The organism is Rheinheimera tilapiae, assembly GCF_042432165.1.
In the GTDB taxonomy this organism is placed as follows: Bacteria; Pseudomonadota; Gammaproteobacteria; order Enterobacterales; family Alteromonadaceae; genus Pararheinheimera; species Pararheinheimera tilapiae.
This window is the reverse complement of the sequence record NZ_JBHLXP010000003.1, coordinates 824,614-849,148: the sequence shown is the minus strand read 5'-3', so window position 1 is coordinate 849,148 and position 24,535 is coordinate 824,614. Positions and strand designations below refer to the sequence as shown.

Genomic DNA, 24,535 nt, shown 5'->3' with positions numbered 1-24,535 from the left:
TGAAAAACCTGGTTAGTATCGCAGATCGAACACGCAGTAAAAGCGCTTAGGGGACTGTTTGCAAGGCACTTGCCCTGCCAAAACTGTGCTTTGACAGGCGGGAAGATGCGGATGTATGCCTGAGGTTGATATGCAACAAACAAAACAACTGAAAGATGTGGTGATTTTAGGCGGCGGTACCGCGGGTTGGATCACGGCGTCTTTGTTAGTGAAGCTGTTAGGGAAATCGATTCGGATCACTTTGGTCGAATCTGACGAAATTGGCATTGTGGGTGTCGGTGAGGCAACGATTCCGCCGATCCTGAATTTTAATGCTGCGTTAGGTCTGGACGAGCACGCTTTTTTGCGGGAGACCAAAGGCACAATCAAACTGGGTATTCAGTTTGAAAACTGGCGACAAACCGGCGACAGCTATATGCATGCCTTTGGCAGCATCGGTAAAGAATTTCCATCCTGCAGCTTTCATCATTTTTGGTTAAAGAGCCAGCAGCTGGGTATGGGTTACGACTACTGGGATTTTTCACTGGCTTATCAGGCGGCCATTCAGCACAAATTCGGCAAACTCGACCGGATTGAAGGCGTCAATTTACCTGGTTTGTCTTATGCCTATCATTTTGACGCGGGTTTGTATGCCCAATGTCTGCGCAGATTCAGCGAAGGACTCGGTGTAAAGCGTGTCGAAGGCAAAGTTGAGCAGGTGATGTTGCATCCGGATAGCGGTGACGTGCAAAGCCTGAAACTGGGCTGCGGCACTGAAGTCAGTGGCGACCTGTTTATTGATTGCAGTGGCTTACACGCGCTGTTGATCGAAAAAACCTTAAATACCGGTTATGAAGACTGGACGCACTGGTTGCCGGCGGACAGCGCAATGGCGGTGCCTTGTGCATCCGTCGAACCCATTACGCCTTATACCAAATCTATTGCGCATGCCAAAGGCTGGCAATGGCGCATTCCGTTGCAGCACCGCATCGGCAATGGTTTTGTCTATTCATCGAAATACTGCAGCGACGAAGAAGCGAAAGCGACACTTTTAGCCAACTTAGATGGCGAACCGCTGGCAGAGCCGCGCAGAATTTCGTTCCGTACGGGGCGACGCCTGAAGCAATGGCATCGCAACGTGGTCAGTATTGGCTTGTCGAGCGGATTCCTCGAACCGCTGGAATCAACCAGTATTCATTTGATTCAGTCCGGTGTGTTGCGGCTGCTGAAATTTTTCCCGAATCACGGCATCAACGACGCCGAGCGCGATGAGTTTAATCGTCAGTCCAAAATTGAATTCGAACAAATCCGCGATTTTATCATCCTGCATTACAAACTGAACGAACGCACCGACAGCCAGTACTGGAAAGACTGCGCGCGGATGGATATTCCGGAAACCTTGCGCCGTAAAATCGATATTTTCCGCCATTCTGGCCGGGTGTTTCGCGAGCAAGACGAACTCTTCACTGAGATTGCCTGGCAGCAGGTGATGTTTGGTCAGGGCGTGATGCCAGCGGATTACCACCCAATGGTCGAGGCGCTGAATGACACGCAGCTCAAAGAGTTGATGGAAAATCTCAAAGCCATTATGCAGGTGACGGTCAGCAGATTGCCGACGCATCAGGCCTTTCTTGACCAGATTCAACGCTAACAGTTGGAGTTCAGATGATCAGACGGACAGTCCTCGCGGTGGCAGTCTATGCAGTGGCCGCTACTTGTAGTTTTGCCCAGCAAACCAGCCTGGGTCCCTTACAGGTACCGTCACCGGACTGGCGCGATCAGGTAATTTATTTTGTGCTGACCGACCGCTTTGCTGACGGCGACCCCACCAACAACAACCAGGGCGCTGGCGAGTTTAATCCGGCAAAATCCAGCCATTACAGTGGTGGTGACCTCAAGGGTATTCAGCAGAAACTGGATTATATTCAGGGTCTTGGTGCCACGGCGCTGTGGTTGACACCGCCGGTAGCGAATCAGTGGTGGAGCGAAAAAGCGCAATATGCCGGCTATCACGGTTATTGGGCCACTGACTTTACCAACATCGATGCGCACTACGGCACGCTGGCAGATTACCAGCAATTGTCGCGGGCCTTGCATGGCCGTGGTATGTATCTGATCCAGGATATTGTGGTCAATCATACCGGTAATTTCTTCGGTTACGACGGGCCTTATGATGCCAAAGATACTGCGAAAAACTTTGTGTTGTATGAAGGCACAAACAGTCGCCAACCGGCGCCGCTGCAGCCGCCGTTTGACCAAATCAACCGCTTAGATCCAGCTCAGGCCAAAGCCGATGTTTATCACTGGACGCCGCCGATCAGCGACCCGACCGTCCCGGGGCAGGAATTTAACTATCAGCTGGCAACGCTGGCCGACTTAAACACGGCCAATCCGCGGGTGCGTCAGGCGCTCAAGCATAGTTACCGTTATTGGCTGGAGCAGGCCGGTGTAGACGCGTATCGCATCGATACCGCCAAGTATGTTGAACACGAATTCTGGCAGGATTTCCTGCATGCGCCGGATGGTGTGCTGGCCAAAGCGCGTGAACTGGGCAAACAACATTTTTTGGCCTTCGGCGAAGTGTTTGAAGCGTCTAAACCGTTTCAGGCCGACGGCGAACAGAAAATCCGGCGTTTTCTCGGTCGTAGTGAGCAGCCGGAGCTGAATTCTGTCATTGCCTTTCCGCTGTATTTTGAGCTGAATCAGGTACTGGCAGAAGGTCAGCCGCCGGCGCAGCTCGGTTATCGGTTAGAGCAACATGTCAGTCAGTTTCCGCAGCCGCATCTGTTACCCACGTTTCTGAATAATCACGATACCAAACGTTTTCTGGCGGCGGGCAGTCCAGCCGCTTTTCTGCAGGCTTATGCTCTACTGTTTACTATTCCCGGTATTCCGGTGATTTATCAGGGCGATGAACAGCTGCTGCCCGAAACGCGGCAGGCGATGTTTGCCGGTGGCTGGGGCGCGAAGGGCGATGCATTTAACCGCCAGCACAGCATGTATCAGCAGATTCGCCAGCTGGCGGATTTACGCAAACAGCACAAATTATTCAGCCGTGGCGAGTTTAAGCTGCTACAAGCCGATGCGCAGGGCGCCGGCATTCTGGCTTATCAGATGCGCGCAGCCGGTCAGAGCGCAATTGTGGTGATGAATACTGCGGATAGTCCACGCTTGCTCAGTGCTTTGGCGCTGGGCAGTCAAAACGCCAAGGTGCTGTGGCAAAGTCCGGGCGCATTGTCGGCGCCGCTACAACCCAACAGCGCTGGCGAACTGACGCTGGAACTGCCTGGCCGTGCCGTGCTGGTGCTGCAACCACAGGCCGGCGGCAGTGTTAATCCGGTTAGCAGCACTGCGGTATTGCAGTGGCAGTTGTTGCCGCAAGGCACGCTAAAACAGGATGTCTGGTTACAGGGCCATTCTGATAAACCGCAGCAGGTGATCCTGCCAGTGCTGAATGGGCAATTGCATCAGTTGCCGGCAATCAAAGCCGCTGCCGATGGCTCCTTCCGGTTTTTACTGCCGGTGCGGGATTTAGGCCGACAACAGCAGCGATTACAACTCTATCAGCCAAACACCGGTGCGCTCAGCACTGAATGGCAGTTTCAGACCGAAGTGTCCAACGCCAGCTGGCAAGCCGATGTGACAGATCCGGCTGGCGATGATCATGGGTTTGACGGTAGTTACGCCGGCCCGACCCAACAACATTCGCAGCTGCAACGCGATATCCGCGCTCTGCGGGCCCGGGCCGGCGGCAATGTGCTGGAGCTGGAACTGCAAATGCAGCAAATCAGCCAGTTCTGGGCGCCGGCCAACGGATTTGACAATGTACATCTGGCGCTGTTTTTCCATGTGCCTGGCGCGTCACAGTTGCCATCGGCCCGCCAGCTACCTGGGATAGGACGAGCGATGCCACAGCAGCTGAACTGGCAGTTGGGGCATTTCCTGTTTGGCTGGGGCAATTCAGTGTTTAATGCCGAGGGCGCCAACCGCAGCGAGACCGGCAAAAAGCTCGGTGCCGCGCCGCAGCTGCAGGTTGATGCAGCTAAAGGCCTGATTCGTATCCGATACGATGCCGCTGCGCTCGGGCTGCCAGGCTGGGATGGGGCAAAAATTTATCTGTCGAGCTGGGATAAAACCGGTGAAGGCGTGCTGCGCGAGATCGGGCTGACGCCTTCGCCGTGGAATTTCAAAGCGTCCAGTCTGGACGCACCCAAAGTGATGGATGATCTGTGGCTGGAACTTCAGCCAGTGACTGTTGCAGCACGGTCTGACCAAAAGTAGACAGGTCTGACCATAAAATAAGCGGGAACTGCAGTGGTTTTCCTCAGTCACACCAGTGTCTGGTTGCGCACCAGACACTGGTGATAAAAGGAGGGAAATCTTGATGATGTCAAAAATCCGCAGCCGGATCATACAGTTCCTGCAGTTAAGCCAATGCCGGTTTGACGTGGATGGTCAAAAAATTCATACCTGCAATGCCTGCCTGACTTTTCTGGAACAAGCGTTGCTCATCGAAAGGCCCGGCAAACCCAGCCGCCTCATGCCCTACGACAAACTCAATTTGGACCGCTTGTTGTTCCTGATTAACCCGGCCATCCGGGTGCATTAAGCTGCAGCACAGCAGCGGGTTTATGTTATTTTGCTGAGATTCGCCAGCGTCCGATTTGAGGAGTCCGGACATGACTGATCTGCGTGTTGCGACGTTAAACCTGTTAAATTTTGCTGCGCCTCCGCTGGCTTGTTATGAGTGGGACAATATTTATACCGAGGCGCAGTGGCAGCAAAAAACTAACTGGCTGAAAAACTTGCTGCAACAACAACAGCCAGACGTGCTGGCGCTGCAGGAAGTGTTCTCGGTCGATGCTTTGCAGCAACTATTAAGCCCGCTGGGTTATCACTGGTTTGCCACAGTGGAGACGCCGGTTCTGGTCGACGATCATGTTTTTACTAAACCAGTAGTGGCCATTGTCAGCCGTTATCCAATTCTCAGTACTGAAACGATCCCGGCCAGTCCGGCCGCGTTGCAGCAGCTGGGGTTGGCGAGCTTCCAGTTCAGTCGCTGTCCACTTCTGGTGCAAATCCAGACCCCACAGTTTGGCCCGCTGTTTGTCGCCACAGTGCATTTAAAATCACGCCGCCCGGCGGAGCTAACGGATGCTGCGCTCGCGCTGTGGGTCTCAGAGCTGCAACGTGGCCATGAAGCGGCCTTGCTGGCGCAGGCACTGGCCACACGCTGTCAGGCCCAGCCGTTAGTGCTGGCCGGTGATTTTAACGATGTGTTGAGTTCGGCATTATTGCAACCACTGTTGGCAGTAGATCGCCGCCAACGACCATTGTTTATGCTGCAGGACAGTGCTGATTTAGCGGTGGCTGGAACCAGACCCGCAACTCATTATCATGGCGCGGCCGGGCAAGTTCTGGATTATTTGTTGGTGTCGGCGGCGTTTGATCCGCGCCATCATCATGCTTGTGGTGAAGTCAGTGCTTATCAGGTGGTTGATCAGCATTTAGTCCGGCCGGAGTTTGCGCGCGATGGTTACAGCAGTGACCACGCGCTGGTGCAAATTCAGTTACGTGCGCTCAGGCCTCAGTCGTCGCCGGCGTAACGGCAACATGGTCAGTGGATGCGACTTGCTCAGGCTCTGCTGTGGTTGCTGCAGCAACATCAGCTTCGGCACTGGCTTTATGTTTCAGCCGGATTGAGTTTTTGACCTGAATATTTTTCTTTTGTTTGGCACGTTTGGCGATTTTCTTCTTCAGGGCTTTGGCTGAGCACATGGCAGGGTTCCGGTATAAATCTCAAAGAAAGCTATTTTAGCGGATCCTGTGCGCCGCGCCCAGCTTTGCTTGTCCATCAAGCTGGTCGCGCAATAATTGGGGCCGGTAACTTTGCTCCAGCTGTTGTAATTCACCACTTTGTTGCAGCCGCCGGATGGCTTTATTCAGTGCCGCCATCGTCGCGGGGCCAACGGTTTTCTGGCTTGCCATCAGATGTGCCGGTGTAATATGCAGGTTCGGACTGGCCTGACGGATATCCATCACCCGATCCGGGCCAACAAAATGATAAAACAGATCGGCGTCGATCAGCACCAGTTCACCGCGACTGGGCGTGGCAAATAGCAGCTCGGTGCCGATTTTGGCATCCGGATAGGCGGTGTAGCGTTTTTCCTGGCGAAATCGGTTGCGGTATTGCTCGAATTCAATGCCATACCAGCCGCTGGCCGGGCCTATCAAGCGTAAACCTAATCGCAAAGCGTCAGCCAGTGTCAGGCTTTGTGGTAAATCACTATGGACTCTGGCATACAACCCGACAATTTCTTGCCGGTACGGCTGGCTGAACCAGGCAAAACGGTCACGGTCTGGTGTTTTCGAAGCCCGGATCATCAGATCAATATCGCCGTCCTGCAGACTTTTGATAATTCTGGCGCCGGTCATCGGTGTGACATGCCAGCGCCACTGACAACCTGCCGCCTGCATGATCGCCTGTACCATCTCAACGTCCATGCCACGTAGCTGCCCGCTGGTGTCGTAATAGGCTGACGGTGCATGCAAATCCAAATGGACCCGCAACGGTTGTGGGCAAATGGTGTCAGCTTTTGCCCGTGCGTCAGCCGGACAGGCAAACCCTGCGAGTACCATCACCATTAAAATCAGTTGTTTCAACACATCAATTCCACAGGTATTTGCCAGAGAGCGACATGGCAGCTCGCTACCATAATTATCCGGTATTCAGTCTGACAGACTGGTCTTATCTGCATATTTGGTAATTGTCGGCGGTTCTGGCTAAAATGTCGCCCTTTTTCCGAGAAATGGCGCAAATATGCGGATTATTCTGGCCCCGATGGAAGGGGTTGTCGACCATCTGATGCGCGACATGTTGACGCAGATCGGTGGCTTTGATTTATGCATCACCGAATTTGTCCGGGTGGTTGACCAGCTATTGCCACGCCGGGTGTTTACCCGGCTTTGTCCGGAGTTACTCAATGGCGGCAAAACGCCGGCGGGTACACCGGTGCGGGTGCAGCTGCTTGGCCAGGAACCGGAATGGCTGGCTGAAAATGCCGCGCGGGCGGTGGCGCTTGGTTCGCCTGGCGTCGATTTGAATTTTGGCTGCCCGGCTAAAACGGTGAACAAAAGCAAAGGCGGAGCGGTGTTGCTGAAAGAAACCGAGACGTTGTACCGCATTATGCAGGCTGTGCGTTCTGCGGTGCCGGCAGAGTTTCCGGTCACCGCTAAAATGCGGCTTGGCTTTGATGATACCAGTCTGGTGCTGGATAACGCCCGCGCGCTGGCTGCAGCTGGCGCTTCAGAGCTGACCGTGCATGCGCGTACTAAAGCGGATGGTTATCGGCCACCGGCCTATTGGCCCTGGATCGCCGAAATCCGCAAAGTCATTGCGATCCCGGTGATCGCCAACGGTGAGATCTGGCAACCAGCCGATGCACAGCTGTGCCGGCAACAGTCTGGCAGCAGCGATATTATGCTCGGGCGTGGCGCGCTGGCGCAGCCGAACCTTGCGCTGCGCATTCGTGACGGCGTACCACTGATGCCATGGCCGCAGGTGCTGGAGATGCTGATGCGTTACTCCGAGTACGAAATTGCCGGTGACAAAGGTTTGTATTACAGCAACCGCATCAAACAATGGTTTAGTTATCTGCGTTTGCAGTATCCGCAAGCGGAAGTGTTGTTCCAGCAATTGCGGTTGCTGCGTAAAAGCGCTGATATCGTGTTGTTACTGCAACAACATCTCAGGCAGTCCGCATAGCACCGCGAACCCGCCTGAACCACAACGCCAGCCCCATGCCGCAGACACCGCTTAGCATCAGCACGGCAAATGGCAGTACCGACGTCTGGCCGCCGAGCGCTAACAATGGTCCGGCTGCCGCCCCAGCACCAAAGCGCAAGGTGCCAATCACTGCTGTGGCGGTGCCGGAATGCTCCGGGAATTCCATCAGGATCAGCGCATCGGCGTTGGTAGCACAGATCCCCAGGCTCGCCATCAGTGGAATAATAGCCGTCACGACCGCCCATAACGGCGCATCAATGATACCAAGTAATGTCAGTAGTAAGGCCCAAACACAGGCACTGGCGAAGGCAATCTGTAGTAAACGTGCGCTGCCATGCGCCACCACCAGACGGGCATTGGCAAAATTCGCCGCGATCAGCGCCAACACATTACAGCCAAACAGCAGACTGAAGGTGGTGGTATCCACATGGAAATGACCGATGTAGATAAAGGGGACTGCGGTTAGAAAGCAGAAAAAACTGAACGAGGCGAACATCGATACGGCGATGAGCGGCTGCGCCATGTTGCGGCTTAATACCGTGCGATAGGCGCTGAAAAACTCCGGTTTGCGTTTGCTGTCCGGATGCGTCGCCGGGAAGAATTGCCAGCTGCACAGCAAGATCAACAAGCCATAACCGGCCAATGCCAGAAAAATCCAGCGCCAGTCGGCGATGCTGAGCACGCCGCTGCCAATCGCCGGCGCCAGCAGCGGGGCCAGCATCATCATCATCGATACATAGGACATGCCTTTAGCGGTATGCTCTTGATACAGCTGGCGGATCATGCCCGGTACCACCACGGTGGCGGCGCTGCCGAAGAATGCTTGCAAGGCACGACCAACAAGGAAACTTTCAATAGTGGTGCATTGGCTGAGCCAGATACTGCTAACGATAAAACCAGTCAGGCCAAACAGGGCCAGCGCACGCCGGCCAATCGCGTCAGCCAGCGGGCCAAACAGCAGCATGCCAATCGCATAAAACGCCAGAAAGATACTAAGGGATTGCTGCACAGCGCCGGCATCGGTCTGCAACGCCTGACTTAACAGCGGCATCGCCGGCAGATACATATCAATTGCTAGTGGGGTGATTGCCACCACTGAGGCAAACAGCGCGATCAGCGCCAGTGAGGGACGATTCGCCATCTCAGTCTTTCTCTGTTCGGAAAAACTGATATTTTACCGCATCAATAACGTTTTAATGATCGTAAAAGCCGAAAGGAAATCGACGCTTCCACGCATAATTGTGAATTGTCAGATGCGCTCTACTGTGTGCAATGCTCAGCGCGGCAGGTCTTTGATCAGCCGCGCCGGTTGTCCTGCCACCAGCGTGTAGGGAGCTACATCACGGTTGACCACGCTGCCTGCCGCAATCACGGCGCCTTCGCCAATACAAACGCCAGGCAAAATAATAGCACCGCCACCAATCCAGACCTTATCTGCGATCTGCACCGGCAACGCCTGTTCCACGCCGGTGATCCGCTCACTGGCAGCCAGCGGGTGACTGACGGTATAAATCTGCACGGCCGGGCCGAGCATCACATCATCGCCGATCCGGATCGTGGCGGCGTCCAGCAATACACAATGATGATTGGCATAAAAACGCTGCCCAAGTTCGATATTCACGCCGTAATCACACCAGAAATCCGGCTCGATATAACAGCTACCGACTTTGCCAAACAGCTGTCTGGCCAGTTGCTGGTGGGCTTTAAATGGCTCAGGGCCTTGGTCATTCATCTGACGACACAGCTGCTTGGCACGGCGACGCAATTCTGCCAGTTCGCGGTCACGTGGATCGAACCATTGTTGTTGCGCCATTTTTTCACGTTCAGAGGTCATAGCAGTGATTCACTTTGAGGAATTAGTTTTGTTGCAGTTCGTTACGGTTCCACAAATTCTGATGTTTCGGATCGGCAAAAAACTCATCAGGGTGCCAGCTGCGTGGCAGAAAATGGCGCAACTGCGCCGGTTCGAAACTCGATGACAGCTTGCTGAGGATCTCCTGCAAACGCGCTTCCGGGATCACCGCCAGCTTTTGCCGTGCCGGTTTAAAATACAAATTGTGTTCGACACTGACCGCCAGGTTGGTGCCGGAAGTGCGATAGCGCAAATTGCGTGTCACACCGCGACAGAGTGGCGTTTCCGGGCTCGGCGGATATAACGAATTGACGATGGCAAATTCGTAGCGCTCAGCGCTGGCATTGGTTTTATCTTTCGGCAAATAAACTATGCCATAGCCTTGTGGGAAAATGCCGGTGATGGTCAACAGCTGGTCGACCATCCGCTCGTCATACTGACCGGCGCGGGCACCATTTTTTAAGATCAAAGCGACTTTGGGCAGTGATTCATAGACAAAACGGGCGCGGCCCGGCAGCACTGCCGACGCATAAACCTGCGGGATGCGCAGTAGATTGCCAACACCGGAACCGGGCGTAGCGGCAGTGCGTAGCACTGTGGCAGCGAAAGCCATTTTTTCCTGCTCGTTCTGCTGATATTCCGCGCGTTCGCTTTTTGAATTGCCGCGGTAGGCCGGCACGCCAATACCTTTGAGCAGAAAACGCACGCTGGCTTGTAGGCTTATCTCGAGAAATTCCTGCCGCTCTGTGTTGCTGAATTGCAGGCGATAGCTGGGCTGACTACCGTCGGCCTGTAACAACCGCATCGCATCAGGATGGTAATGGCCGACATCCTGCAGCAATACCGCCATCAACAGCGGGATTTGCACGTCATCGCGAAACGGACAATAAGCCTGCTGGTCCGGCAACTGTAGCATCTGCTGGCGCTGTGTGGCTTTTTTCAGAATATAACTGTTGGTGATCAGGTTTTGCTCGAGCAAATGATCCAGTAGACGCAGGCTCAGCACTGCTTTGTAAAACGGCTTATATTTTTGTTGCATCGCCGCCATGCCGTCGCCTTCACTTGGCGCCAGCAGTTGTAAAGTGCCGAGCAGGCGTGATGAACGCAGAATGGTTTCCTGGCGGGTTTGGCCTTCGGTCAGTTCCAGCAGTTGCTGACACAACAGGTACAGCTGCCCATATCGCTGCTGCTGTAGTTGCTCATAGCGGTATTCGGCGTCAAACAATTGCTGACGTTTTTGCTGAACGTCGGCAATCAACAACGCTTCGGTTTTGCGATTGGCATGCGCCAGTTGTGCCTGACTGTGTTCCCAGACTTGCTGCAACGCAGCTATTTCTGCGCTGTCCTGCTCGTCGCGACTGAAAAAACGTGCTGCTGTGCCATAGATGGATAGCTGAAAGCGGGAACCCGAAAGTAAACCGCTGATAAGCTTACCTAAGTTCTTGCTATAACTATTTTCAACGGGAGTCTTGGGATCGGTGGTCATCCACACTGGTCTCTGTACTGGCGCTTGGGTGGCAAAACTACACCATAGCTGAACTCCTGCCCAACGGGAAGGGAAGACGCAGTCGCTGCCGGTTTTTGTTACACAGCCGACGCACAATACGGTAGTGGTGTTGCAGCGGAATTGCATAACAAAGTTGCGCCTTGCAGCTTGCTGGCATAGTATTCCAGAACGACGTCCATCTGCTAAGTTGTTCTGGAACACCATTTTTTAATTGATGCGGTGTTTCTGTGACTATCAGACCTGCTGATAATCACGCAGCTGAAATCTGGCCCAAACAGGAGCCTTCATGAGAAAGAATAAAGTACTGAACACCGATGATGTGTTGATTACGCTTTGTGCGTCGGTCACACAGGTGTTTGCCGCCGCCGGCAATTCGCAAATCGCCTATTCTCCGATGGTGCAAAAGATCCACAAAACTTGCTTACGTCCGGATTTAGGCTGTTTTGTATTGTTTGACGGTGGTTTTTCTGGTCTGGTGGTGATCAACTTCACGGCAGAAGCCGCGATGGAAATCTACCGCAAATATATGATGAGTATGGGAATGCCGGAAACTGAACTGGCACAATTCCACACGTCAGACGAAGTCGGTAACGTGATGGGTGAGCTGATGAACCAAATCGTTGGCGACTTTACCAATCGCGTGCGGCAGGAATTGCAGACGTCGATCAATCAGAGCCAGCCAAAAATGATGGCGATCAACAAGCAGGTGCAGATCCTGATCAATACTCAGTTGGATCAGCCGCAAGCGCGCCGCGTCACTTTTAACACGCCATTGCACAACATTTTTTATCTCGAACTGGCGATGGATAAAACCGAATTTATTCAGTTGCATGACTTTGAAACGGCGGAAGAAGAAAACGTCGACGACATTCTGGCCAATGCACACAGTCAGCCCAGTGCCGATGCAACGCCGGCCGCAGACAATGCTGTAGATGATGATTTCCTCGCCAATCTTGGGTTGTAATTCAACAGATTATTCAGGATAAAAGTAAAACCGCGGTTATTCAGGCCGCGGTTTTTTTTTGCTGCCGGCTGGCTCTGCCGGCAATGACAGGCTGAAGCGGGCGCCGCCAAGCAGTGAATCATCAATCGATAACCGACCCTGATGCCAGCCGACGATGCGGCTGACGATCGCGAGTCCCAGGCCAAAACCACCTTTATCGCGGCTGCGGCTTTGATCGACTCGGACAAAAGGCTGCAATATGGCTTCACGCTGGTCTGGCGGAATGCCCGGGCCATCGTCTTCCACCACCAATTGCAGCCGGTTGCCGTGTTGTTGCACGGTCAACATCACCTGACTGTGGGCATATCGTTTGGCATTCAACAGCAAGTTCTGCAGGGCCCGTTCCAGATAGTGACCATCACAGGTCCAGCGTAACCGGGCCGGGCGTTGTAGCAAGATCGGGGCCCCGGGTAACGGCGCCAGCTTTTCCAGCAGATTTTCCAGTAGTTCCACCAGGTCAACCTCTTCAAAAGTCAGCCGGACGGTTTGCGCTTCGAGCCGGGCGTAATCCAGCATTTCGTCGACCAGCTGGTCAAGTTCGGCCAGATCTTGTTGCATCGCCTGTTTTTCGCTGTCAGCCAAAGGCTGTAACTCCAGCGCGAATTTTAGTCGGGCCAATGGGGTGCGCAGTTCATGAGATACCGCGTGGGTCATTTCACGCTGCAGCGACATCAACCGGATGATTTGGCTGGCCATTTGCCGCACACTGCGGGCTATTGGCGCCAGCAATGAACTGTCTGGTAATGGTGGATCCGGCAACTGCATGCCCTGACCAAACTGGTGTAACTGCCGTTGCAGCCGTTCAATATCGCGGGCCACCGGCCAGAGCCAGCCGGCCAGCGCGACACCCAGCAACAGAAAAAATAACAGAGTAAACAGGTAAGTGTTGTGTACCGGCGCTTCCACCTGCACCGGACCAAACTGCAGCAGTTGATCCTGCTGCGTCTGATAAAAGTACACCTGGTTATCACTGAACAGAGGCACCAGCTGGCCACGCTCCAGCGCTTGTTGTTCCGCCTCAGACCACGCAATACTTTGTGCTGGCAGCGACTGCAGTGGCAAATTCAGTTGGGCGGCAACCTGTTCGGCACTGAGATCCGGTGTCGTCAACTGGTAGGCCAGACTTTGCCCAAGTAATTCAACCCAGCCAGGCAATTCCGGGCTCTGGCTTTGTTCCCACAACCGTTCGACCGACCAGCCGATCGCCAGTAACACCAATAAGATAAACAGATAAAATCGCAGGAATAACCGGCGCATGTTTAGTTCCAGGCGTCGGCGACAAACAGATAGCCTTTGCCCCAGACTGTTTTGATCCGAAACGGCGTTTCAGCGTTGTCGCCCAGTTTCCGGCGTAAATGCGACACACGCACATCGACTGTGCGATCCAGGCCATCGTATTCACGGCCAATGATTTGTTTGTGAATAGCTTCACGCCGCACGGTCTGACCGGCGTGTTTAGCTAACATCCACAACAGGTCAAACTCGTAACTGGTCAGCTCGACCAGCTGCTCCGCATAGTAGGCCTCGCGGGCTGATTGATTCAGTTTCAGTTTGCCAAATTCCAGACGTTGCTGATCTGCTGTGGTGCCACCTTGCGTGCGCCGCAATAGCGCATGAATGCGGGCCAGTAGCACCCGAGGTTCGACCGGTTTAATCACATAATCATCAGCGCCAAGTTCCAGCCCTAACACCTGATCGATATCACTTTGTTTGGCAGTCAGCATCAGAATGGGCTGGCGGTACCAGCCTCGCAAGGCTCGGCAGACAGCGAAGCCATCGAGACCAGGTAACATCAAATCCAGCACGACCAACTCTGGGCCAAATTCTTTACAGGCTTGTTCGGCCTGCAGGCCGTTGTCACAGACTTGGACACTGTAGCCGTGTTGTTGCAAAAAGCTCTGCACCAGGCTGGCCAGACGTTGGTCATCTTCGACTAACAGGATTTTACTCATCAGAACACACTCCAGGGGGCGACTAACCGGCGTTTGCGATCCGGTTGACGACTTAAAACCGATAACTGCCGGCTCAGGCGCATCTTGCCATCGACCAGCAAGTGAAGTTGGCCCGGCCCGTCCAGTTGCGCTTGATATTGCAGCCGACCAGATGTTTGTTGCTGCCAGCAATGTAGTGATTGTCCGGCCAGCTCTGCGCAGACGGAAATGGGTTGGGGATGTTGCCATGACAGCTGAAAGTCCAGCGCACAGCTATCAGCAGTCTGATTGGCGATACAAACTACGGGCTGCACCTGCCAACACAAAGCGCGATCACATTGCGCATCTGACTGCATCGCCTGCACCAGACCGCTCCATAGCATCGTGAACAACACCACAGCCCGCATCAGAGAAACCGGTAACTGAAGCCGACAAACCAGCTTTTAACCGCAGATTCCTGTAACAATGGACTCTGCATCCTGCCGGGCTCGGCCGGTATTGCCACATCTGCATTAAGCCAGCGATAACGCCATAAACTTAATAATTGCCAGCGTTCAGTGAGCGGATATTGCCATTGCAGGCTGATTTCGGGTTGCCAGCTGGCCTCGGCACGATATTCCAGACCGTCACCTTCCTGTGCGTTCAGACCATAATAAGTATGCATTAGATGCTGATCCTTCCATGCTAGTGCTGCACCAAGCTGCCATTCGCCAATCCGGCTATGCCAGCCTGTGCTGGCGGCCATCCGCAGATGCTGACCATCATATTGCTGACTGATATCGTGCCACCAGTTCAATTTAAGATGCAGTCCCGGCAAAAACCAGTTGAGCTGTAGACCACCATCGAGTGCTAATGGTCTTTTGTCTGCTTGTGAAATAGAAAGTTCTTGTTTCGTCGCAACTTTTTGTACTGGACCTGCCACACCCATATCAGAGATAAATTGTGATTCAAACAGGTTGACGGGAGACCGTCGACGGAAATACCCTTGTTCCTCGTTAAAGCGGCTGACCAGGCTGAGTTGCAGGTCAGGTCTAAGTTCCCAGCTATAACCGAACGTGGCATTGTCAAAAAACCAGTGCTCGCCGTAATAACTGAGATCTGGCATCAGCCAGAGCGGAATATTGTGGCCACCATGAAGTGGATTGGAACGGTATCCGGCGCCCATGGCCAGACTAAACTGCCATTGCTCGCTGGCGATACATGGCTCCGTTTCGTTGGCGGCCGTGCAGTCGGCTTGTACAGGTGTAGAAACACCCAAAACCAGAATAATTAAGTACAATGCTCGTAACATCATGACCAGAGCCTGTGGTGCTGCAATTGTCGGCACTTTAGCATCGCGGCAGATGTGAGGCAGCAAAAATAACATTGTTTCACAAATTGGCCGGGGAATTGTCACAGAAGCATCCGGTTGTCTTGCATAGACTGGCCCGACGCTTTGTGAATGGAGAAACACAGTGCAAAACGAATTTGATGCACCTGCCCCAGGGCGGTTTTGCCGGCTACAGATCATGGCTTTTCTGGTGCTGAATTTGCTGGGATCTTGTGTACATACATCGCCTTCCCAGCATGTCAGCCAACCACAAGTCAATCCGCTGGCTCAGCAGCTCAGCACTGAACCCGCTCAAATCACTGCAAGTAATTCCTGATACTGGCCGCAGCCAGGTTTTTATGCGGCCAGTTTGCTTGCCCGCAGCAGCCTGTTGTGGCACCTTAGCAGCCTGATGTCAGGTCTGACCGCGCATGGTTTTTTTCGCGCGATTGTACAGACCCGCGGTAACCTGGCGTTGCAGGCCTATGGGGAATTTTGCGGTATGAAAGGAAAAGCCACTTCGTTTGATATTGCCTATCTTGCGGGCGTGTCACAATCGACAGTATCCCGAGCATTGCGGGATAGTCCGGCGGTCAATCAGGAAACCAAAGATAAAATCTTCGCGATCGCCAAACAACTGAATTATAAAGTCGACAAAAATGCCAGTAATCTGCGGAAACAATGCAGCGGTACGCTGGCATTGTTATTGTTTGAAGATCCTACCGTCGACGATTCACAAATTAATCCGTTTTTCTTATCAATGCTTGGCAGCATCACCCGGGCCTGTACCAAACGTGGCCATGATTTATTGATTTCTTTTCAGCAGCTTAGCAATGATTGGCATGCTGATTATGAAGACAGTAAAAAGGCAGATGGCATTATTTTACTTGGCTATGGCGATTACATCGACTACGAAGAAAAGCTGCAGCAACTACTAGCCCAGCAAACCCATTTTGTCTGCTGGGGAGCGCAGGTTGAGGGACATCCTGAGTTCACTATCCGCAGTAACAACCGGGAAGGTGGCCGTCAGGCGGCGACGCATTTATTGGAACTTGGCTATCGCAGTTTTGCGTTTATTGGCATTGCTTCCGATCATGCGCCGGAGTTTTTTGAGCGCTATCAGGGCTATCTTGAAGTACTGGCAGAACATGGTATTCGCCCACAGGATGTGCCGCAATTTGATGCGATTTCCACTGAGCAGGCCGGATACAGTGCGACTCAACAATTATTTGCCGCCGGACATCGTCCGCGTGCAATTTTTACCGCCAGTGATTTGATCGCGATCGGCGTGATCCGCGCGGTGCAGGCCGCGGGTCTGCGCGTGCCGGAAGATGTAGCTGTGGTTGGTTTTGACGACATTCCAATGGCCAGTTTCTGTACGCCGCCATTAACGACAATTCAGCAAAACACCACGCTGGCTGGTGAAATGTTAGTGGTCAACCTGTTGAAACTGATTGCGCAAGAAAGTATCAGCCAGACTGAAATTGAACCGAAAATGATTGTGCGGCGCTCATGTGGTAGCACGCAGGTCACCAGTACTTCTTAATGACCCCGACCAAAACCACCCTACATCCGCGCAATCCGTTTGCGGCACCTTATCCGCTGGCAGAGTTAGCGTTGCTGCAACCTGGCCTGACCGCGCACCTGAAAACCACGCCTGATGGCAGGGATACGCTGAACTTTGCTGATCCCGAGGCCGTGCAGCTGCTGAATACCGCGCTGTTACAATGGCAATTTGGTGTGAAACACTACCAGATCCCGGCGGGATATCTGTGTCCGGCTGTGCCGGGGCGGCTGGATTATTTGCTTTATCTGCAGGATTTGCTGACGGATAGTCATCAGGGCAAAAAAGTCCCGGCCAGTGCGATACAGCTACTGGATATTGGTTGTGGTGCCAATCTGATTTATTGCTTGCTGGCGGCAACAGCTTTGCGCTGGCAGGCGATCGGCAGCGATATCGATACAACGGCGCTGACCAATGCTGCTGTGCTGATCGAGGAAAACGCTCTGCAACGGCAGTTAAGTCTGCGGGCTCAGCAAAAGCCGCAGGCGATTTTTCACGGCGTGATCAAGCCGGGTGATTATCTGGACCTGACATTATGCAATCCACCATTTCATGACAGCCCGGCTGCCGCAGCTGCGGGCAGTGCCCGTAAACAACGCAATTTGGGCCTGAGTAACGAGGCGCCGCTCAATTTCGCTGGTCAGGCTAACGAGCTATGGTGTGAAGGCGGTGAGCCGGCGTTTTTACGTCAGATGCTGGCGGAAAGTAAAGATTTTGCCAATCAGGTCTACTGGTTCACCACGCTGGTATCCAAACAACAACATCTGGCAAAACTGCAACAGCAACTGCAGCAATTAGGCGCGACTCAGGTTCAGGTTATTGCGATGGCGCAAGGCAACAAACAAAGCCGGATCCTGGCCTGGAGTTTTCTGACGCCGGAACTGGCGGCATTGTGGCGGCAACATCGCTGGCGCCGCGGCTGAAACTATAACCGGTACCCAAAGAACAAAGAAAAACTCCCGGCTCGCTGCATCGCCACAACAAACCGGGAGCGGGAGAGTCGTGCTGGTGCATCGCACCAGCCCATCGCACCAGCAAAGAGTCGCAGGGTTACTTCGCGTAACGCTGTTCCACCAGCGGATAACGGTCCCACACTTTCTGGTCCTGCAATGAACGTAACAGCTTGATGTACTCAGCGTGCGTCCAGGCTAATGGTGTTGCGCCATTGGTCCCTTCACCGGACTGATACTGGTAATGGCTATTATTGCCAACGCCATCAAATACTTGTTCCGGTAGCATCAGGCCGTCATTGGCAAAATGTTCCATTGCGCCGACATACTGCGTGCGCAATGGTGCCAGTTCGGTTTCGCTCAGCTCAGGCTTTTGTAATAAAGCGCGGGCCAGTTCATAGTGACCACGCTCGCCGGAGAAAAATGGCCAGACCCGGCCGCGTTGTCCGGCCGTATTAGTTTGACCCGGACCATTGGCATAAGCTTCGCCGCTGACAATGTCCTCGCCATAACCATCAATACCATAGCGGCGCCAGCCTGAGACGGTCTGGCCTGTCGCGGTCTGGAATTCATAGCGGACACGCGTGAGATCCGGTAACGACAGGTCATCCATTTCGCCCAAAGTTGCGAGCACTGCCGGATGGTCGGCCCTACGCACGCCATAACGCACCAGTTCAAGAAAACCGCCATCGACCACACTACCTTCGCGGGTGTCAGCCTGACCATTGCGCAGCTCCAGCGCGCTGTTGTCGTTTGGATCCTCATTGCTGTTGATCCGTAGATAATATTTACCATCACTGTAGGGACCAGCGCCGGGTGCGCTTTTTAGCTGGCCCTGTTCGGTGTAGGTCAGCGCTTCGAGCTTACCGGCAAATTCGTCAGCTTTTTGCTGATAGAGCGTTGCCGCGGCACTATCACCCACTTTTGCTGCGATATCGGCAGCACTGACCAGCCCGCTGATGATTGCGGCCATTGTCGACGGTGAATAGCCATATTGTTCTTCCCAGCGTTCTTGCTGGGTTGCCGGCGTTTTCAGTTCGATATCGTTCCAGTCCAGTTTGACTTTGCCGCCATGCGCCAGAAAGTCAGCGGCAGGTTTCAGCATACTGTGGTACCAAGTTGTGATTTCCGCAGTGCTGAGGATCCCATCCTGCCATAAGCGCCAGCCGAGCATGATGGGCATCGCGGTTTGATCCAGCTGAATTCCGACCCACTCCAGTGTGCCGTCGACATGGGTTTTTTGCAGGAACCAGCCTGGTGTACCCTGATAACCCGGTGTATTGGCATTCACTTGTACTTTTTGCAGATATTGAAAGGCCACTTTTGGGCTTTCAATATCACCGAGCGCAAGCAGCGCCATCGCGACCTGATAAAAATCGCGTGGCCAGACCGCCTTGTAACCGGTTTGGGCCTGTTCGGCCGATTTCACTTCACCCCACGGATTGGATAACGACGCAATCAAAGCGCCGGCATGGGTTTTATCTTCCTGAGCTTTCAGTACCAATGCGCTGGCATATAACAGTTTGCCTTGATCTGTGCTCTGTGCGCTGAGGCCGGCAAGCGCTGGCAGGCTTTGCATGTAATCACTCCAGCCGATCGCGTCACCGTCACCGTTGTAACTGGCAAGGACAGCGTCAATGCCACGGTCCAGCGTTTGTTGGGCTTCAATACGGCTTTGTTGCGCGTTGTCGGCAAACCCAATCACCTGAGTCCAGCTGGCTGTTTCACCTTGTTGTAGCGTGGCATGTTGCATCAGCGCGGCGACGTTACCCTTGCTGTCGCCGGTGCTTGCATAGGCGTTAAATTGTCCCGTGCTTTTTAATGTACTCAGTCCATCCGACACGCCAACAAAACCGACAGTACCGCTCACCGGCGCCGGAACAGTCAACAGCGTCAGACTGCTGTTAGCATCCTGCGCCTGTAATACGCCGTCTGACCAGGTTGCGCTGTCATTGCTGCCGGTATTGGCCAGTGCCGGGTCGACGTAGGAATACACCGTCAAACCGTTGCTGAGCGCTTTAAAAGTGGTGCGCACAATCATCGACTGACCGGCCGGATCCGTGAAGTACTGCTTTTCGATTTGATACTGGCCATTTTTGGCCTTATTGACGACTTGATACGCCAGCGACAGCGGCCGACCGGCGGCATCCTTCGCCAGATAATCGACGTGGCTGATCGTTGCCGTTTTTTCTTCGTCGACAAAATCTTTGCCCTGAACTATCAGCTGCATTTCACGCAGCTGCGCCTGATGGATCAGGCCCGCCATCGTCTCGGTCAGAATGCCTTGTGCCAGCGAGAACCAGACCTTTGATACGACTCCGGTGGCAGCTTTGTCATTGTAGGCACCTTGCTGATATTGCTCATAGGAGGTGCCGATACCGGTTTTGCCAGCATAAGACCAGGTTGAAACCTGGCCTGGAGCCCCCGGCGCCACTGCGACGTTGGTGGCCGGTGCTTTTTGACAGCCCGTCAGCATTAAGGCACTGGTCAGCGCGGTCAGGGCAAAAAATTGTTTCATCATCAGGATCCTGTATCGCTATCTCAGCGGGTTTCGGTTTTAACGGTCAGCACATAAACCGCAGCAATGAGCAGGCTGGCGGCACCCAGCGCCAGCGCGTAAATAGCTTCGGCATTAAACAGATGGTTGACCAGCGAACCGAGAATAGTCGCGGCCAGTAGCTGTGGCAGCACGATAAAAAAGTTGAACATCCCCATGTACACGCCCATTTTGCCGGCTGGCAGCACATCGGCCAGCATCGCGTAAGGCAAGGACAAAATCGAAGCCCAGGCGAAACCAACACCAATCATCGAGATCCACAGCAGAGCCGGGTCTTTAATGACTAAAAACGACAGATAGCCAGCAGCGCCGAGGACCAGATTGATACAGTGGGCGATTTGCAGTGATGTGCGACGGACAATATATGGAATGACCAGAGCGGCCAGCGCGGCAAAGCCATTGTAAAACGCGAACAACATGCCAACCCAGTCAGCGCCGTCGTTGTAGGCGGCAGAGGTTGGATCTGAGCTGCCGTAGTGCACTGACGTCACTGCGGCAGTGGTATAAATCCATAAGGCAAACAAAGCAAACCAGGAAAAAAACTGTACGACAGCCAACTGACGCATCCTGCCTGGCATTTGGTACAGGTCATCGACAATTTGCACCACCATGCCAGAGTGACCTTTGCCCTTGGCCGCAGAAACCCAATATTGCAGCAGACCAAAGGCCAGGATCGCGCCGCCAAGGATGTAAAGCTGTTGATCCAGACTGAAGTGCCAGACCAACGCCAGTGACAGCGCGCCGACTACACTGGCAATGGTGCCAGGCTGCCAATAACGGCGCTGGTTGGTGCCGGCAACTTCTTCTTCATGCGCCTCGCCAAAGGCGGCCAGCTGCGTCGGGCTGTATTCAGTGGAACGCATCACGGTCCACAACACCGCAATAAACAGCACAATACCGCCGGCATAAAAGGAATAACGGACTGAGTCAGGAATTTCGCCGGGCGCTGCGGTATTGGCCACGTCAAACCAGTTGGTCAGCATATACGGCAGGGCGGAAGCGACTACTGCACCAATGCCGATGAAAAAACTCTGCATGGAAAAGCCGAGCGGGCGTTGTTTTTCGTTCAGGTTGTCACCGACAAAAGCTCTGAACGGTTCCATCGTGATATTGATGGAGGCATCGAGGATCCACAACATGCCGGCAGCCATCCACAAACTTGGCGAATTAGGCAGGAAAAACAGCGCCATAGTGGTCAGGACTGCGCCGTAAAAGAAATAAGGCCGACGCCGGCCGAGCCGGTTCCAGGTGCGGTCCGAGTAATAACCGACAATCGGTTGCACCAATAAACCGGTCAGCGGGCCGGCGATCCACAGGATCGGCAGCTCGTCGATACTGGCGCCCAGAGTTTGAAAAATGCGGCTGACGTTGCCGTTTTGCAAGGCGAAACCGAACTGAATGCCTAAAAAGCCGAAGCACATGTTCCAGATCTGCCAGAAACTCAGATTGGGTTTGGCCTGCTGCATAATGAATCCCCGTGATTAGATAGTTTGTGCTTTGTTGTTATATGGGCCTGTGGCTCCGGATCCAGCATAGCAGAACACGGTTAAGCCTATGGTTTTCCCAAGAATATGTCAGAAAAAACGCAGAAAAAATGGGGAGTTGATGCTCCCCGCAACTGTGTTTCCAGGAACCAGTGGGTAGTGCGTGCAGCGTAAAAAATCATGCAGGCAGACAACCAGCTGTCTTTGATAACGTGCTTTGCCGGCTACAACAACATGAATACGTATTCAACTGATAGCGATGCGGCGAAATGAGGCATGGTGCCGGTTAACTCCTGGCTGATTGCACCAGAGTGAAACAAAAAACCGGCCTACGGGGCCGGTCTGACAGGTTCTGGTGCACCAGAGCTGCGGTCTGGCTCAACGATGGAACTGGTTCTCGACACCGTTTTCCAGCAGAAAATCGCCCAGATCTAACAAGTGCATTTCATCGAGTTCAAGCGTGTCGAGCACCAGATCGGCAATGGCATCCCAGCTGCTGTCATCGGATACACCGAATAAACTGGTTTGTTCGCCAACCATATGTTCCGCCAGTTTTAAAATGGCAAACAGCCTTTTTTCGTACAAATCGGTCGTATGCAACATCAATTCAGGCTGATGATGATAGGCGATCACATTGCTGATCTCCGCCGCCAGACCCCAACTTTGCGCAATCATAAAACCCAGCATTTCATGGCTGGTATTAAAAAAACGCTGTTCGATATCGGCAAATGTCATTTCTTTACTCAGGCCGACGGTCAGGACTTTCGGATAGTCCGGAAACTGGGCGTGGATCAGTGCCATGCCGGCGTTGTGGAACAGGCCAATCGAATAACAATCGTCGGCACATTCAGAGCCGAGCCGCAAATGCTGCGCGATTAACATTGCTGCACTGCCGACATCCATGGCGCTATTCCACTGGCGCAAGGTAAAAGGGTCGGACTGACCGTCGCTGAGGGTAAATCGCAGCACCACACTAGAAACCAGCTTGACGACGCGGTTTAAGCCAAGGAATTTGCAGGCATGCTCAATCGAGCTGATTTTCCGGCGCAGGCCAAAATAGGCTGAGTTCACAACTTTAAGGGTAAAACCGGCGATACCGATGTCCATATTGATCAAAGTGGCGATGGTATTGATATCAGGATCTTCGCGTTCCAGTTCTTGTTTAATACGCAGCAGGACTTCAGGTTGTGGGGGAATCGTGAAGCCGGTGAGTGCTTGTTCGACCGCTTTCATATCAATAGGTTTGACCATATAGCCAGACTCCGGAAGGCAAAGGACGGATCAGAATAGACCCTAGTATATCCGCTTCGCGGCTGAACTGCAGTGGCTGATTGAACGCAACCGGCGGTTCTGGCAGACCGCCGGTCGCAGACTGAAGTGACTTAGCTTTTCAGCTTATTCAGTTGTTTTTGCAACGTTTTCAGTTCTTTTTCCAGTTTTTCTTCTCTGTCATTCAACGCCAGAACCGGCTGTAACACTTGTTCCGCCGACGCTTTGTCCTGTTCCAGCAGATGAATTTGCGCTAAGCGCACTCGGGCCCAGGGTAGCTGTTGATTTTCACCGTCCTGATAAAATTCAATGAACTGCTGCAAGGCCTGTTTACCGGCGGTTTTATCCTGTTGTTCCACTGCGGCCAGCCGGCCAATTTGATACAGATAACTGAGTTTCTGCTTTGGCTTTTCTGCATATTGCGCGGCCTGTTGGTACAAGGCTAGCGCCTCGGCAGCTTGTTTTTTACCAAGCAACAGGGCGGCTTTTTGTGCCAGCAGACGTGATTGTTGCGGTTGTTGTTGCAGCGCGCTATCGATCACTTTTAACGCTTCGTCAGTCTTGTCGTCACTGTTGAGTACCAAGACCTGCGCCAGCGGGCCTGCCACCGGATCTTTGTCCGCCAATGCTTTTGCCAGCTTTTTACCTTCGTCTTCATCACCACCGGCAATACCGGGCGCCTGCAGATAAAAACCAATCAGATTCAGCTGCAAATCGCCATCTTCCGGCGCCAGCTGCACCGCTTGTTTTAGCAACGCCAGACCGTCTTTGGCATGGCCAGCCGCTGAAAAAATGCTGGCTTGTTGCGCCAGCGTAAATTGATTCATCGCTGCTAATTGCAGCAAGTCAGCATCTTTAGGGAAAGCTTTGTGGGCTTTTTGCAGAAAATCAGCGGCGTTCTCCGCCTGGTCCAGACCAATCAGTGCCTGGGCATGCGCTTGTTGCAGGACAACATCTGAGGCGAAAGTTGGCAGCGCGGTGACGTGTTTTTCAATGTTGTTGAACTGGTCTTTCTCCAGCCAACCCTGAATTTGTGCAGCGGATACGTCGGTCTGGCTGTGCAGCAATCCGGAGAAAATCGACGCGCAGAGCAATAAAGCAGTTTTCATCAGTAAGCCCTTGTGATTATTTGGTTAACGAAGATTAGCCTGATGGTTACTGTATGCGCGATTTGACTCAGATCAGGTCTGACCTTTGCTCTGACGCCGGCAGCGTTCTGAGCAATATTTCACCATTGCCCAGTCCCGCTGCCATTTTTTCCGCCAGCTAAATGGTCGTTGGCAAATCGGACAGATTTTTTCAGGTAATGCCAATTTGTGATGCGGCAACTGAATCGCTCCTGAA

At 53.3% G+C, this 24,535-nt stretch carries 23 protein-coding genes; 9 read left to right on the top strand and 14 right to left on the bottom strand.

Annotated features, from left to right (window positions below; translation table 11 throughout):
- The first annotated feature begins 130 nt into the window (after window positions 1-130).
- From ACFFJP_RS14630 to ACFFJP_RS14615, 4 genes are all read left to right on the top strand, one after another.
- Window positions 131-1,630: a tryptophan halogenase family protein gene (locus ACFFJP_RS14630; protein ID WP_377245532.1), complete on the top strand. Its 1,500-nt coding sequence runs from the start codon at window positions 131-133 to the stop codon at window positions 1,628-1,630.
- Window positions 1,631-1,644: 14 nt separating this feature from the next.
- Window positions 1,645-4,260 (top strand): alpha-amylase family glycosyl hydrolase, encoded by a 2,616-nt coding sequence (locus tag ACFFJP_RS14625; protein WP_377245529.1) that lies wholly within the window; start codon window positions 1,645-1,647, stop codon window positions 4,258-4,260.
- 103 nt (window positions 4,261-4,363) lie between these two features.
- Entirely contained in the window at window positions 4,364-4,588 is a 225-nt protein-coding gene (locus ACFFJP_RS14620) for a hypothetical protein (RefSeq protein ID WP_377245526.1), read from the top strand.
- Window positions 4,589-4,658: 70 nt separating this feature from the next.
- Window positions 4,659-5,585 carry an endonuclease/exonuclease/phosphatase family protein gene (locus tag ACFFJP_RS14615; RefSeq protein WP_377245523.1) on the top strand — a complete coding sequence of 309 codons (927 nt, stop codon included), beginning with the start codon at window positions 4,659-4,661 and terminating at the stop codon, window positions 5,583-5,585.
- Here ACFFJP_RS14615 and ACFFJP_RS14610 read toward each other — a convergent pair.
- Together ACFFJP_RS14610 and ACFFJP_RS14605 are read right to left on the bottom strand one after the other, a co-directional pair.
- Window positions 5,560-5,757: a hypothetical protein gene (locus tag ACFFJP_RS14610; RefSeq protein WP_377245520.1), complete on the bottom strand. Its 198-nt coding sequence runs from the start codon at window positions 5,755-5,757 to the stop codon at window positions 5,560-5,562. The genes ACFFJP_RS14615 and ACFFJP_RS14610 overlap by 26 nt on opposite strands.
- A 36-nt stretch (window positions 5,758-5,793) precedes the next feature.
- Window positions 5,794-6,645, bottom strand: a complete 852-nt coding sequence (locus tag ACFFJP_RS14605) for a substrate-binding periplasmic protein (protein WP_377245517.1) — start codon at window positions 6,643-6,645, stop codon at window positions 5,794-5,796.
- Window positions 6,646-6,799: 154 nt separating this feature from the next.
- On the opposite strand from ACFFJP_RS14605, the gene dusC reads away from it, so the two are divergent.
- Window positions 6,800-7,744 (top strand): tRNA dihydrouridine(16) synthase DusC, encoded by a 945-nt coding sequence (dusC, locus tag ACFFJP_RS14600; RefSeq protein WP_377245513.1) that lies wholly within the window; start codon window positions 6,800-6,802, stop codon window positions 7,742-7,744.
- Here the strand turns inward: dusC and ACFFJP_RS14595 are convergent.
- From ACFFJP_RS14595 to ACFFJP_RS14585, 3 genes are all read right to left on the bottom strand, one after another.
- A complete protein-coding gene (locus ACFFJP_RS14595) occupies window positions 7,728-8,906 on the bottom strand; it encodes a multidrug effflux MFS transporter (RefSeq protein ID WP_377245510.1) in 1,179 nt (392 codons plus the stop codon). The genes dusC and ACFFJP_RS14595 overlap by 17 nt on opposite strands.
- A 135-nt stretch (window positions 8,907-9,041) precedes the next feature.
- On the bottom strand, window positions 9,042-9,599 hold the full coding sequence (locus tag ACFFJP_RS14590) for a sugar O-acetyltransferase (protein ID WP_377245507.1): 558 nt from the start codon (window positions 9,597-9,599) through the stop codon (window positions 9,042-9,044).
- 22 nt (window positions 9,600-9,621) lie between these two features.
- Window positions 9,622-11,103: a hypothetical protein gene (locus ACFFJP_RS14585; protein WP_377245504.1), complete on the bottom strand. Its 1,482-nt coding sequence runs from the start codon at window positions 11,101-11,103 to the stop codon at window positions 9,622-9,624.
- A 307-nt stretch (window positions 11,104-11,410) separates the two neighbouring features.
- On the opposite strand from ACFFJP_RS14585, the gene ACFFJP_RS14580 reads away from it, so the two are divergent.
- A complete protein-coding gene (locus tag ACFFJP_RS14580; RefSeq protein ID WP_377245501.1) occupies window positions 11,411-12,088 on the top strand; it encodes a DUF3334 family protein in 678 nt (225 codons plus the stop codon).
- A gap of 36 nt (window positions 12,089-12,124) precedes the next feature.
- Here the strand turns inward: ACFFJP_RS14580 and ACFFJP_RS14575 are convergent, their stop codons facing one another.
- Genes ACFFJP_RS14575 through ACFFJP_RS14560 form a run of 4 tightly spaced genes read right to left on the bottom strand, consistent with a single transcriptional unit; the run spans window position 12,125 to window position 15,352 of the window.
- Window positions 12,125-13,384 (bottom strand): ATP-binding protein, encoded by a 1,260-nt coding sequence (locus ACFFJP_RS14575; protein ID WP_377245498.1) that lies wholly within the window; start codon window positions 13,382-13,384, stop codon window positions 12,125-12,127.
- Between the two features lie 2 nt (window positions 13,385-13,386).
- Entirely contained in the window at window positions 13,387-14,079 is a 693-nt protein-coding gene (locus ACFFJP_RS14570) for a response regulator (RefSeq protein ID WP_377245495.1), read from the bottom strand.
- Window positions 14,079-14,465, bottom strand: coding sequence for a DUF3019 domain-containing protein (locus ACFFJP_RS14565; protein ID WP_377245492.1), 387 nt, complete (start codon window positions 14,463-14,465; stop codon window positions 14,079-14,081). The genes ACFFJP_RS14570 and ACFFJP_RS14565 overlap by 1 nt, the downstream gene beginning before the upstream one ends.
- Complete coding sequence (locus tag ACFFJP_RS14560) at window positions 14,465-15,352, bottom strand: MipA/OmpV family protein (RefSeq protein ID WP_377245489.1); 888 nt, start codon at window positions 15,350-15,352, stop codon at window positions 14,465-14,467. The genes ACFFJP_RS14565 and ACFFJP_RS14560 overlap by 1 nt, the downstream gene beginning before the upstream one ends.
- A gap of 160 nt (window positions 15,353-15,512) precedes the next feature.
- Between ACFFJP_RS14560 and ACFFJP_RS14555 the strand changes: the two genes are divergently transcribed.
- The 3 genes from ACFFJP_RS14555 to rlmF all read left to right on the top strand — a co-directional run bounded on the left by ACFFJP_RS14555 (window position 15,513) and on the right by rlmF (window position 17,854).
- Entirely contained in the window at window positions 15,513-15,704 is a 192-nt protein-coding gene (locus ACFFJP_RS14555) for a hypothetical protein (RefSeq protein ID WP_377245486.1), read from the top strand.
- A gap of 75 nt (window positions 15,705-15,779) precedes the next feature.
- The gene (locus tag ACFFJP_RS14550) at window positions 15,780-16,913 is read left to right on the top strand and encodes a LacI family DNA-binding transcriptional regulator (RefSeq protein ID WP_377245483.1); all 1,134 of its coding nucleotides are present in this window, start codon (window positions 15,780-15,782) and stop codon (window positions 16,911-16,913) included.
- Window positions 16,913-17,854 (top strand): 23S rRNA (adenine(1618)-N(6))-methyltransferase RlmF, encoded by a 942-nt coding sequence (rlmF, locus tag ACFFJP_RS14545; RefSeq protein WP_377245480.1) that lies wholly within the window; start codon window positions 16,913-16,915, stop codon window positions 17,852-17,854. The genes ACFFJP_RS14550 and rlmF overlap by 1 nt, the downstream gene beginning before the upstream one ends.
- 127 nt (window positions 17,855-17,981) lie before the next feature.
- Here rlmF and ACFFJP_RS14540 read toward each other — a convergent pair whose 3' ends face one another.
- From ACFFJP_RS14540 to ACFFJP_RS14520, 5 genes are all read right to left on the bottom strand, one after another.
- Window positions 17,982-20,402, bottom strand: coding sequence for a glycoside hydrolase family 15 protein (locus ACFFJP_RS14540; RefSeq protein ID WP_377245477.1), 2,421 nt, complete (start codon window positions 20,400-20,402; stop codon window positions 17,982-17,984).
- A gap of 20 nt (window positions 20,403-20,422) precedes the next feature.
- Window positions 20,423-21,904: an MFS transporter gene (locus ACFFJP_RS14535; protein WP_377245474.1), complete on the bottom strand. Its 1,482-nt coding sequence runs from the start codon at window positions 21,902-21,904 to the stop codon at window positions 20,423-20,425.
- A 396-nt stretch (window positions 21,905-22,300) separates the two neighbouring features.
- The gene (locus ACFFJP_RS14530) at window positions 22,301-23,173 is read right to left on the bottom strand and encodes an HDOD domain-containing protein (RefSeq protein WP_377245471.1); all 873 of its coding nucleotides are present in this window, start codon (window positions 23,171-23,173) and stop codon (window positions 22,301-22,303) included.
- Window positions 23,174-23,304: 131 nt separating this feature from the next.
- Window positions 23,305-24,300: a tetratricopeptide repeat protein gene (locus ACFFJP_RS14525; protein WP_377245468.1), complete on the bottom strand. Its 996-nt coding sequence runs from the start codon at window positions 24,298-24,300 to the stop codon at window positions 23,305-23,307.
- Between the two features lie 72 nt (window positions 24,301-24,372).
- Window positions 24,373-24,504, bottom strand: coding sequence for a DUF2256 domain-containing protein (locus tag ACFFJP_RS14520; RefSeq protein WP_377245734.1), 132 nt, complete (start codon window positions 24,502-24,504; stop codon window positions 24,373-24,375).
- Between the last annotated feature and the right edge of the window lie 31 nt (window positions 24,505-24,535).